Raw genomic sequence first — 13059 nt, forward strand, 5'->3', positions numbered from 1 at the left:
TTACATTGTTTAAAGAAAATAGCATTTCAAAAACTTTTTGAAAAAAATGTGATATTCTGAGCATATTTTTTGAAATCGGTAACATTTGTATTGTATAATATAGTTCGTAAAAAAATATATTTTCGAAAGTGAGATTTTACATTATGGCTAAAATCGTTGTTGTCGGTGCTAACCATGCTGGTACTGCCGCAATCAAAACTATGTTGACAAATTATGGTCAAGAAAACGAAATCGTTGTATTTGACCAAAACTCAAATATTTCATTCTTGGGTTGTGGTATGGCTTTGTGGATCGGTGAGCAAATTGGCGGTCCTGAAGGACTTTTCTACTCAAACAAAGAAGAGTTGGAGAGCTTGGGCGCGACAGTATACATGGAGTCACCTGTTACAAACATTGACTATGATGCCAAAACAGTTACAGCGCTTGTAAATGGTCAAGAACATGTTGAATCATTTGAAAAACTTCTTTTCGCAACTGGTTCACAACCTATCTTGCCACCAATCAAAGGAGCTGAAATCAAAGAAGGTTCTCTTGAATTTGAAGCAACTCTTGAAAACTTGCAATTTGTTAAATTGTACCAAAACTCAGCAGATGTTATTGAAAAATTGAAAAACAAAGACATCAACCGCGTAGCAGTTGTTGGTGCTGGTTACATCGGTGTTGAGCTTGCAGAAGCATTCCAACGTAAAGGTAAAGAAGTTATCCTTATCGACGTTGTAGATACATGTTTGGCTGGTTACTATGACCGCGACTTGTCAGACCTTATGGCTAAAAACATGGAAGAGCATGGTATTCAACTTGCCTTTGGCGAAACTGTTAAAGAAGTTGCTGGTAATGGTAAAGTTGAGAAAATCATCACTGACAAGAACGAATACGATGTTGACATGGTTATCTTGGCTGTTGGTTTCCGTCCAAACACTGCATTTGCAGGTGAAAGAATCGAGCGCTTCCGTAACGGTGCCTTCCTTGTAAACAAACGCCAAGAAACTTCAATCCCAGGTGTTTACGCTATCGGTGACTGTGCAACTATCTACGACAACGCTACTGGCGACACAAGCTACATCGCTTTGGCTTCAAACGCAGTACGTACTGGTATCGTAGCAGCTCACAACATCTGTGGCACTGACCTTGAAGGTATCGGTGTACAAGGTTCTAACGGTATCTCTATCTACGGTCTTAACCTTGTATCAACTGGTTTGACACTTGAAAAAGCCACTCGTCTTGGTTTGAACGCTGCTGTTACTGAAGTAACAGACAACCAAAAACCAGAATTCATGGAGCACGGCAACTTCCCTGTTACTATCAAGATTGTTTACGATAAAGATTCACGTCGTATCCTTGGTGCGCAAATGGCTGCTCGTGAAGACATCTCATTGGGTATCCACCTCTTCTCATTGGCAATCCAAGAAGGTGTAACAATCGAAAAATTGGCCTTGACAGACTTGTTCTTCTTGCCACACTTCAACAAACCTTACAACTACATCACAGTAGCTGCCTTGGGTGCTGAATAATTAATTGAATACAAAAGCTCAGAGATAACTCTGGGCTTTTTTGCTTGCCACCTATCATATTGCAACTGCTTATCGAGTGATTTTTTGGTATAATGGAGAGAATGATTTTTTAGAGAAAGTATGAGACAATGAACCCATTATTAAACGGAATGAATGACAGACAGGCAGAAGCGGTACAGACGACGGAAGGTCCGCTATTGATTATGGCAGGGGCTGGTTCGGGTAAGACGCGAGTCCTGACCCACCGAATCGCTTATTTGATTGATGAAAAAATGGTCAATCCTTGGAATATCTTAGCCATTACCTTTACCAACAAAGCGGCGCGTGAGATGAAGGAGCGGGCCTACGCCCTCAATCCTGCTACACAAGACTGTTTGATAGCCACCTTCCACTCCATGTGCGTACGGATTTTGCGTCGAGATGCTGACCATATCGGCTACAACCGTAACTTCACCATTGTGGACCCAGGTGAGCAACGCAGTCTCATGAAACGGATTTTGAAAAATCTCAATCTAGACCCGAAAAAGTGGAGTGAACGTTCTATTCTGGGAACCATTTCTAATGCCAAAAACGACTTGATTGATGACAAGGCATTTGAAGCTCAGGCAGGCGATTTATACACGCAGATTGTTGCTAAATGCTACACGGCTTATCAAAAGGAACTCAGACAGTCAGAGGCCGTTGACTTTGATGATTTGATCATGTTGACGCTCCGCCTTTTTGACCAAAATCCAGAGGTCCTGACCTATTACCAGCAGAAATTCCAGTATATCCATGTCGATGAGTATCAGGATACCAACCATGCCCAGTACCAATTGGTCAAGCTCCTGGCATCACGTTTCAAGAATATCTGCGTGGTCGGTGATGCGGACCAGTCTATCTATGGTTGGCGTGGTGCGGATATGCAAAATATCCTGGACTTTGAAAAGGACTATCCAGAAAGCAAGGTTGTCCTTTTGGAGGAAAACTACCGCTCCACCAAGAATGTCTTGCAGGCTGCCAATGAGGTCATCGAAAACAACCGCAATCGCCGTCCCAAAAAACTCTGGACACAGAATGTCCAAGGGGATTTGATTACCTACTATCGTGCCAGAGATGAAAATGATGAAGCTATCTATGTCGCAGGGCAGATTGACCAGTTGCACCGAGAAGGTAAGGCTTATAAGGATTTTGCAGTTCTCTATCGGACCAATGCCCAGTCCCGTACCATTGAAGAAGCCCTACTCAAATCTAATATCCCTTATACCATGGTTGGGGGCACCAAGTTCTACAGCCGTAAGGAAATCCGTGATGTGATTTCTTATTTGAATATCATCGCAAATCCATCGGACAATATCTCCTATGAACGCATTGTCAATGAGCCAAAGCGTGGCGTTGGACCTGGTACGGTTGACAAACTCCGTGATTTTGCGACCAGCCACAGCATGTCCTTGCTAGAAGCTTCTCAGGATATTATGTTATCGTCTATTAAAGGGAAGGCAGCACAGGCAGTCTTTGACCTAGCCAATCTCCTCTATAATCTTCGTAATCAATTAGACAACTTGACGGTTACCCAAGTAGTTGAGGCAGTGTTGAACCAAACAGGCTACATCGATGCCCTTGCCGCACAAAATACGCTGGAAGCCAATGCTCGCATAGAAAACATCCAGGAATTCCTTTCTGTTACCAAAAACTTTGATGAAAAGGATGCTGAGGAAGAAGAGACAGGTCTGGATCGGTTGACACGCTTCCTGCTTGATTTGGCACTGATTGCGGATACAGATGATGGCGATACAGAATCTTCAGAAGTGACTCTCATGACTCTCCATGCGGCCAAGGGTCTGGAATTTCCAGTCGTTTTCTTGATTGGCATGGAGGAAAATGTCTTCCCACTCAGTCGTGCAGCAGAAGAAGAGGACGAATTGGAAGAAGAACGTCGTTTGGCGTACGTAGGCATCACCCGTGCTGAGCAGACTCTCTACCTGACCAATGCCAATTCTCGACTTCTTTTCGGTCGCACCAACTACAACCAACCAAGCCGCTTTATCCGAGAAATTTCCAGTGACCTCCTGGACTATCAGGGTCTCGCTCGTCCAGCCAATACTAGCTTTAAGGCTTCTTATGTCAATGGCAGAGCGACACAGTTTGGACAAGGTATGAGTTTGCAACAGGCCATGCAAAGTCGAAAAGCATCCGTACAACCATCTGCCAAGATCGGAGGCAGTATGCCCTTCGCATCAAGCAACCAATCGTCAAGCTCAGGCACCAACTGGTCAGTTGGTGACATCGCAGTCCACAAGAAATGGGGCCGCGGAACAGTCCTTGAAGTATCAGGCTCAGGCAGCAATCAAGAACTCAAAATCAATTTCCCAGAAATGGGACTTAAGAAAGTCTTGGCAAGCTTAGCACCGATTAGTAAGGAAGAGTAGGGATGAATCTTCAGGTACAATTTTTTCAAAATGATGTTATAAAAGCCATCAAGGGAGGAGTATATCAAATTTCGCTTCAAAAAGTTGATGGTGAACGGCGGGTCTTGTATATCGGTGAATCATTCTCTATGTTGATAAGATGCGCACAGCATTTATATCAGTTGAGAAAATACCCAGAGTATTTAGGGATGACCGCTGAAATCCTTCGTGATCAAAACCTTATCTTAATGTTTGAAATTCTAGAGCTTGAAGAAGCGATGGGAGTCAGAAGAAAAAAAGAGAAGGAGTACATTAAGAAGTATAGGCCCTTGTTACAGAGTGGACTTAGTGATCGTATGCTATCCATTCCTAGGAAAAAAGAAGCGGTGGCTAATTTTCTGGAAATATAGATAGTGATAAAAATGAGGCTGGGCAAAAAGCCCAGCTCCACTCCCCAGAGTTCGTGTCAACATCTCAGCGCAGTGGTTGATTGGCAGATTTGTTCGTGTTTCACACTCCAAATCTGACCTAATCAACTATGCGGGGGTGGGAAGACGAACTCTTTTTTAGACTAGTCGAGTTCTTTCCCACTCCCATTTTTTGTGCATATTGTTGTTTTTGGTCTATCTGTAGTTTGTGTAAATTTTTTGAAAGCGCTACATTCACCGATAAACTTGTGGTAAAATATTATGGAAAAGGAGATATTGTGAAAAGATTTAGACAATTATTTGGACTAGGACTTCTTATAAGTACTGTGTTCCTATTCCTGTACGGGATAGGTGATTTGGAAAAGACTGAAGAACGACGCATACAGAGTAAAAATCTTGAACAAATGTTTCAAAAAAACTCAGATGCCTATGCTTGGATTCGGGTGGAAGGAACGAAAATTAACTACCCTGTTCTACAACATCCGGCAGACGACGCCTACTATTTAACCCATGATGCAGAAGGAAATGAGACTCAGTATGGTGCTATTTTTACTGAAAGGGTAAATCAGACTAGTTTTGAGGATCCTGTGACGATTATCTATGGACATGCCATGCGTGATGATTCCATGTTTGGTAGCCTAGACTATTTAGCGGAGCCTTCTACATTTGAATCAATCCAGACAGTAACGATTACCAAAGACGGGAAAGACTTTCTATACCAGATTGTTGCAGCATATTCCTTTACTGATGATCACTTGTATCACACCTATGGGCTAGGGGATACGAAGCAGGTGGAGTCATATGTCTCTCTGTTAGAAGTCTGGGCAAATGAATATGGTGGATTCTATCGCTCGTTTGATTTTGATGTTACTCGGGATAAGTTATTGATTTTATCTACTTGTGACGTGGTAGGAAATGAGAGACGGTTTGTAGTTCATGCCGTCAGAAAAGGAGGAAGCTAACATGGTTATTTTTAAAGAGAATAGAAAATTTTTTGAGTTTGCGATTGGATATATTTTTGTGGGTATAGGGCAAAAATTGATGGGAGTCTGTCTATTGAAACCCTGGTCTGAAAATGCTCCGGTCCTTTTGTGGCTAGGGCTGGTAGGACTTTCCTTGTTTGGGATTGGATTATTTTTCGTTGGAAAATTAGCCATTTGGTTTCTAAGGGAGTTCAATCAGGAGCAACGAGTAGCGAAAGTTGTTGGTCTAGCATTAGCAGTTAGCGTGCTTGGAGGCTTGCTGCTTGGAGGATTAGGGCAGCTAATCTATGATTACACTTCATTTGGCTATCAAGAAGTAAAAAATGCCATCTGGTTAGTGACAAGCCTATTTCAGACATTTATCAAAGTAACGGTCATCTTTAACCTTTACTGCTTTTATAAAGATAGTAACTTTTCTTGGAAGAAGGGGGACTTCCGAAGAATAATTGCCATTGTCTTACTGGGAATTCTTATAGCAGCCAGCATAGGATTGATATGGTCTGCCATATCAGACATCTTGTTGGGGCTTGCAGATATGATTGTTATTTTAGGGACAGTGTATTATTTACTTGAAAAATAATTAGGATGATATATATGAAAAAGAGAAGAAAAATTGTTAGTTGGCTGATGCTTTCGACTATTTTATTGGCCAATAGTCCCCTGGTCTATGCGCAGGAAATTCAAGAAATTGTTGAAACTTCGCAAAGTCAGGCTTATTATGAAAAAGCGGTGGAGGAAGCGCGTGAGACGACTGTCGGTGGTGATAATGCAAATACAACCAATGCATCAAACTCCGACCAGACAACCGCAGCAAGTACCACTGATGGCGGAGATGCCATTCAGCAGCCTAAAATCACTGAAGAAGGGCAAAATGCAGAAGAGGCAGCTTTACGGGCGCAGTATGGAGAACCAGTTCTCGAAAGTGGTCAAGAACAACTTTACAAGGTGGACGAGACACGCTTTGTGACCTATATTGGTAGCCAGGCTAAGACCTATATTGACCACGAGGGACGGGAAGTTCCGATTGACCTTGATCTGTATTCCTATCATGCGGATGGCACGCATTATTATCTACCGAAAGAATCTCCTGTTGATGTAGTGCTTCCCGCTAAGGTGACCGAGACTACGCCGATTGATGTTATCAGTCAGGAAGATAAAATATCGCTCTATCCTTTGGATAAAACCTACGAGCATGCGACTGTAGAGGACAATGCTATCCTTTATAATAACGTTGACGGTGCGACAGATGTCCAATATACAGTACAATCAAACGGCGTTAAAGAAGAAATCGTTCTGAGTAAATGGGAAGAAAAGAACCGTTTTACTTACGTTTTAGAGGCAGGAAATTATGATGTAAGTCTTGAAACCAATCAAATCTTGGTTCGCCAAAAAGGTAAAAAAGAAATACTTTTTGTCTTAAATGCTCCTCTTATGGTGGATGCTGCAGGAGAAACCAGTCAAGATATAAAATTGGAACTGGCTGAAAAAGATGGACACTACCATATTACTGTCGTCGCAGGGAAAGAATGGTTGGCAGATCAGGCACGTCAATATCCTGTTCGTATCGACCCAACCATTACTGTCCCACGAGAAAATATACTAGATTCTGTAACGAGTTCGGTCCACGGTCAATATCAGGGATATGCTTATGGTTATATTGGATATATGACGGTCGAATCCATAGGAATGAAAAGATTCGCAGACGTTAAGGACATCGGTCGTAGTCGTATGTATTTTAAGGTCAACTATGACTTTAAGCAGAATATTCCTTCAGAAGCTAAAATTGATAGCGCAACACTCAATCTCTATGAGTACACTGCACCTGGAAATCAGGGGACACAGTTTGCTGCCTATCGTTTAACAGAAGATTTTAATATCAACACGGTGACTTGGAATTCATCCGTCAATCTAGGTCGAGAAATTGCAGGTGAAAATGCCATTTCCGCGAAAAAGGTTGGGATGCACAACTTTGATATTCGTGATGCGGTCAACGGCTGGGTACAAGGACTCTATCCAAACTATGGTTTAGTTGTCGCTGCAACAGATGAGGGAGCAGATGGCGGTGCCTTTTATACGACTGAAGCCACAGCCTCCAATGCTGGTCAAATTGGCTTTAGTCCTGAAAAAGCGCCAAGCATTACGATTAATTGGTCCGTCCCAGATCCAGTAGATATCAATTATGCTATCGGTGATACGACTATCAATCTCCGGACAATGGTGAAGACAGATAAGTCTGGTAAACTCCAATTCCAAGGAGTTTTTGCGGATGGTCTGACTAGCCCTGCTGCACAGGTTGGCTACCAGCTCAGTGACCCTGCTAAGAATTATACTGGTCAGAGTACAGCCAGCTTTTCATACAAATACCCTGACACGGCTTCCTTTATTTCAGCATTTGAAAAAGGAACGACACAATACAAAGATAAATTGTCTAACTGGCAAGCGCTCGTGCCGTTTACAGAGCCTGAATTAAATACGCTCTACACCATCGATGCGGAAAGCCAGAAAGATGGTCAAACGAGTGGGAAGAAGAGTAGTGACTCTTTCATCATTTACAAGGTAACCCAATATGATACTCTTCCTAAGATAGCCAGCTATTATGGCGTACCGCTAAAACAGATTGCCTTTGACAACCGGATTCAAGATATGCTTCTGGTTAAAAACAACACTCTCTTTATCCGCAATCCAAGTAAAAATGCGAACAAGCCTTATAACCCACCTGCTCTGACTGATAAGGTCAAAGCAGACGTGGATATGCTGTTGATGGGGCGTGGTTTACACTGTGAATTTGGTTTTGAACCGATAAATCTTAATACAGGTAATTTCTACTTAGAACGAACAGATGTATCTATCTCAGACTTAGGTGGAGACTTTGCGATTGTCCGCAATTATAACTCCAAAGCAGCAGGTATCAATAGTCTATTTGGTCGAGGATGGTCTTTTGCCTTCAACGAACAACTTTCACTTGATGACGAGGGCAATATTAACTATATCCGTACAGATGGTTCTATTTTGACCTTTATCAAAGAAGGTGATACCTATAAGGCGCCAGAGGGCTATGATCTAACCTTGACGGTAAAGGAAATAGAAACTAAAAAAGCTGATTTTGGCAATGGCGAAGAGGACTACGCTGTCAAGGAATACCACATTACCGATAGCAATCAGCAGGAAAAAATCTTCAATTTCCATGGGCTTTTGACCAGTCAGACAGATGAAAAAGGAAATAAAACTAGCCTCTCCTATAACGAACAGGCTCAACTGACTAAGATTACATCACCGACAGGTCTTGTATATGGTGTGACACAAAATGATTCAGGCTATATCGGAGCAATCCAGTTACCGAACGGTTCGACACTAGCTTATGACTATGATGAAGCGGGAAATCTTATTTCTTACACGGACGCAGCAGGAGCTAAGACACGTTACGACTATGACGAACAAGGACGGATGATAGCTTGGTATGATGCCAATGGGACCAAGATTATCGAGAATGTCTACGATGAACAGCATCGTGTCATCCAGCAGACCGACGGAACAGGAGCAGTCTCCACTCTTTCCTATAGTGATGGACAGACAGTAACGACAGATGCTAATAGTCAAGTGACGACTTATACCTATGACAAACATTATCGTACAACAGCCATTACTTATCCTGATGGAAGCAGTGTTCGTAAGGCTTATGATGATGATAACCGCTTAGTGAGTGAGACCAATGAATTGGGTCAAACGACTAGCTACACTCACGATAGTCAAGGAAATATTCTCACGGAAACTCGTTTTGACGGAGCGGTCAAAACATCTACTTATGACCAAAACAACCATCTCCTTTCTGTAACAGATTTTGCAGGACAGACTACTAGCCATACTTATGATGCGAAAGGAAACCTTCTTTCTACAAGTTTGGCAGACGGCACTAGTATTACCCACACAGTTGATGAGCAAGGACGCATTCTTTCAACCACCGATGCTCTAGGAAACACAGTCCAGTTATCCTATGATGGGGCTAATTTGGTCAAAGTGACCAATGCAGCTGGTGGAGTGACCACTCTTACCTATAACGCTCATAATCAAGTCACCTCCATCACCAACCCTCGTGGTGGTGTGACAACGATGACCTATGATGCCGAAGGTCGTAAACTAAGTGAAAAAGATGCGGATGGTGTCGGTACAAGTCAGACATTTGACCCAGCAGGGCAAGTGATTGCAGTGACCGAAGGAAATGGGAATACTAGCAGCTTTACTTACGATGCCTTTGGACGCAAGATTGCGGCAAGCAATGGTGAAGGTGGTCAGTATAGCTACGAGTATGATGGTGTTGGGAACCTCCTTCGTTTGACAGATGCCGAAGGTCGTACGACGAGCTACAGTTATGATAGCAGAGGTCGTCTTCTGACAGAGACGGATGCTGCTGGACAAACGGTGCATTACAAACGTGACGCAATTGGTCGTGTCTTGGAACGGACCAATGAAGCTGGTCAGACAACATCATATACCTATGATGAGACAGTCAACCAAATCGCAAGCATTACAGATGCTTTAGGGCAGGTGACCAGCTATAGCTATGACAAGGCAGGGAATGTGACTCAAGTCACCTACCCAATTGGTACGAGTACGACCAGCACTTACGATGCTTTAGGTCGTCGTCTCAGCTACCAAGACCAAGCAGGCCGCACGGTTAGCTATACCTACGATGCGCTAGGAAATAAACTGACCGAAAGCCTGGATGAACGTACGACCAGCTATAGCTACGATGCACTTGGCAATGTGACCAAGGTCATCTATCCAGATAAGACGAGCGTTTCCTACCGATATGATAGCATGGGAAATGTTCTCGAGCAGACAGATGCCAAGGGCATATCCACTCAGTATGACTATACTGCCGCTGGTCGTTTGAGCAGTACGACAAATGCTCTTGGTCAAATAACCACGATGACCTATGATGCGAACGGAAATCAAATCAGCTTGACCGATGCGGCAGGAAATACTGCCAGCACACGCTATACAGGGCAAAACCAAGTTGGTCAAGTCACCGATGCACTTGGTCATACAACACACTTTAGCTACAACCAAATGGAGCAACTTCGTGAGGAAATTGATGCTCTAGGTGGAAAAACAAGCTATCAGTATAATGAACTTGGCTACCTGACCCAAGTGACCAATCCAAATGGTCATGCAACTCAGCTGAGCTATACCCCAACGGCTCAGGTTAAAGAAGTTATCCAGGCAGATGGTAGTAGTATTGTCAATGAATACGATGCTCTTGATCGCCTCATTAAGCAGACGCAATCTAGCGGTCTCGTTACTGAGTATAGCTATGATGCTGCCAATCGTCTGATAGCTGCGAAGGATAATCAATCTCTAAATGAAAGTTACACCTATGACGCTGCAGGCAATCGCCTGACGACAACCAACAGCCTTGGTCAGACCACAAGCATGACCTATGACAGCTACAATCAGTTGACCAAGGTCACCTATGCAGATGGAAGTAGTGAAAGCTACACCTATGATTTATCAGGTAATCTAGCGACTAAGACGGATGTAGAAGGACATGAGACCAGCTACCATTATGATGAAAATGGAAATTTACAGAAGAAGGTAGACCATCTTGGACGTGAAACCAGCTACAGTTATGACCAACTCAACCGTGTCGTGACAGAAACGGACCCTGAGGGGCATGAGACCAACTACGAGTACGATGTGCTGGGGAATGTCGCAAGTGTCACAGATGCCAACGGACACCAATCCACCTACGGATACGATGCTAATGAACGCCTGGTTCTATACAAAGATCCAAAGGGACAGGAAACTGTCTTGAAATACGATCCACTCGGTCGCTTACTGGAGACAGTGGCTCCTACAGGTGCCAGCCAGACCTACACCTACGACGCAGTGGGCAATCGTCTGTCTGAAACAACAGGCGAGGGAAATACCACTAGCTATACCTACGACAGTCTCAACCGTCTGCTTAGCCTAACCAAGCCAACTGGCGGTAAGACAAGCTATACCTACGACCAAACTGGTAGTCTCTCGACAGAGACAGACCCGAGTGGGGATGTGACAAGCTATGTCAATGACCTCTACGGTCGTGCGACTAGTCGAACTCTTCCAAATCAGGCGACTTTCAGCTATAGTTATGATGCTCTTGGTCGTCTGGAGAAACAGACAGCGCCACAAGGCTTGTCCAAGACCTATACCTACGATGTAGCTGGTAATCTTATCAAGGAAGTAGACCAGTCGGATCGAGCGACTAGCTACACCTACGATGTTGCCGGTCGTCTCTTGGTGGAGAAGAATGCTCTGGATCTAGAAAAGACCTACGCCTACGATGAGATGGGCAATCTGACCAGCATCACCAGTCCGAGCGGTGCTAAGACCAATCTGTCCTATACGAAGCTGGATCAGCTTAAAACGATTACCAGTCCGACAGGCCGTGAGACGGAGCTGAGCTATGATCCTGTGGGGCAAGTGACCAAGCGAGTCATCAATGGTAAGAGAGAGACAACCTATGCCTATGACCCAAATGGCAACCTCCTAGAGGAAGTCAACCCACTTGGTCAGGTGACCAAGCGGACCTACGACGCAGGCAATCGTTTGACAGCGGAGACCAATACCGCAGGTCAGACCAGTCTCTATAGCTATGACAAGGATAACCGCCTAATCAAGGTATCCAGTCCGACAGGCGCAAGCAGTAGCCTCACCTATGATGGCAATGGCAATCTGACCAGTGTTCTCACAGGAAGCAAGCGTCTTTCTAGCTACACCTACGACCAAGAAGACCAACTGCTGACCGCCACCAAGGGAAGTGGAGATGAAGCATCAACCAGCAGCTACACCTATGATAGCGTGGGCAATCTCACCTCCATCACCAATGGCAATGGTCAGGTAACGAAGTATAGCTATGACCAGCTAGGAAATGTCATCGAAAAGATGAATGCGCTGGGAGACAGCGAGACCTACACCTACGATGTCAATAACCAACTAGCCAAGATTACTAAGGCTGATGGTCAGACCATTAGCTACGACTACAACAAGCTGGACCAACTGCTGACCAAGAAGACTTCTACCGAGTCAGAAGGTCAGGTCCTCTACAGCTATGATGCGGATGGTCGCAGAGTGGTGATGAGTGACTTGACGGGTCAGACCCGCTACGCTTATAATGAAGAGGGTGAATTGACCGGTGTTCGTCAGGGTGATGGTAGTCTGATTACCTACACCTACGATGACTATGGCAATATCACCAAGATGGTCTATCCAGATGGTAGCGAGGTAGCCTATAGCTATGACGAACTCGACCGCCTGACCAAGGTGACCGACCGTGACGGCAAGGTGACCACCTACGCCTATGATAAGGCTGGTGACATGACCAAGATTGAGCGTGGAGACGGCACGACAAGTGCTCTGACCTACGACGCAGCCCATCGTGTGACAGAGATTGTTCATCGTGACAAGAAAGGTAAGCTGATTTCCAGCTATGCCTACGAGTACGACGATGGCAACTACATCTCCAAGGAAACCATCACGCAGGATGGGGAAACTCTGGTCCAAACTTACACCTACGACAGTCTAGGGCAAATTGTCCAGATGATCGTTTCAAGTAAGGATGGCAAGGAACTAAGTCAGTTTAGCTACACTTATGACCATGCAGGAAACAAGCTGACCAGCACGGAGACGGTGGACGGTAAGGAAAGCAAGACAGAGTTTAGCTATGACGCCGAGAACCGCCTGCTTGAAATGAAGTCTGGCGACAAGACCA

The 13059-nt window shown here is 44.3% G+C and carries 6 protein-coding genes; all 6 read left to right on the forward strand.

The genetic code is table 11. From position 1 onward, the window contains the following. Positions 1-143 precede the first annotated feature (143 nt). Positions 144-1511: a H2O-forming NADH oxidase gene (gene nox / locus K5Q34_RS08020; protein WP_171935671.1), complete on the forward strand. Its 1368-nt coding sequence runs from the start codon at positions 144-146 to the stop codon at positions 1509-1511. 128 nt (positions 1512-1639) lie between these two features. Continuing rightward, positions 1640-3919, forward strand: coding sequence for a DNA helicase PcrA (gene pcrA, locus K5Q34_RS08025; protein WP_099872111.1), 2280 nt, complete (start codon positions 1640-1642; stop codon positions 3917-3919). Positions 3920-3921: 2 nt separating this feature from the next. Continuing rightward, on the forward strand, positions 3922-4308 hold the full coding sequence (locus K5Q34_RS08030) for a hypothetical protein (protein ID WP_172114795.1): 387 nt from the start codon (positions 3922-3924) through the stop codon (positions 4306-4308). 422 nt (positions 4309-4730) lie between these two features. Further along, positions 4731-5288, forward strand: a complete 558-nt coding sequence (locus K5Q34_RS08035; protein WP_253214104.1) for a class B sortase — start codon at positions 4731-4733, stop codon at positions 5286-5288. Between the two features lies 1 nt (position 5289). Beyond that, the gene (locus tag K5Q34_RS08040; protein ID WP_024407576.1) at positions 5290-5889 is read left to right on the forward strand and encodes a hypothetical protein; all 600 of its coding nucleotides are present in this window, start codon (positions 5290-5292) and stop codon (positions 5887-5889) included. A gap of 14 nt (positions 5890-5903) precedes the next feature. Continuing rightward, the coding region (locus K5Q34_RS08045; RefSeq protein ID WP_221864819.1) for a DNRLRE domain-containing protein at positions 5904-13059 on the forward strand (7156 nt) is incomplete at its 3' end.

It is taken from the genome of Streptococcus sp. 2018110, from assembly GCF_019754115.1.
Taxonomy (GTDB): Bacteria; Bacillota; Bacilli; order Lactobacillales; family Streptococcaceae; genus Streptococcus; species Streptococcus hashimotonensis.

Excerpts from the sequence above, each read along its gene's own strand:
- K5Q34_RS08040 (WP_024407576.1), top strand. The coding sequence starts at position 5,290 with ATGGTTATTTTTAAAGAGAATAGAAAATTTTTTGAGTTTGCGATTGGA.
- K5Q34_RS08030 (WP_172114795.1), top strand. The coding sequence starts at position 3,922 with ATGAATCTTCAGGTACAATTTTTTCAAAATGATGTTATAAAAGCCATC.
- pcrA (WP_099872111.1), top strand. The coding sequence starts at position 1,640 with ATGAACCCATTATTAAACGGAATGAATGACAGACAGGCAGAAGCGGTA.
- nox (WP_171935671.1), top strand. The coding sequence starts at position 144 with ATGGCTAAAATCGTTGTTGTCGGTGCTAACCATGCTGGTACTGCCGCA.
- K5Q34_RS08035 (WP_253214104.1), top strand. The coding sequence starts at position 4,731 with ATGTTTCAAAAAAACTCAGATGCCTATGCTTGGATTCGGGTGGAAGGA.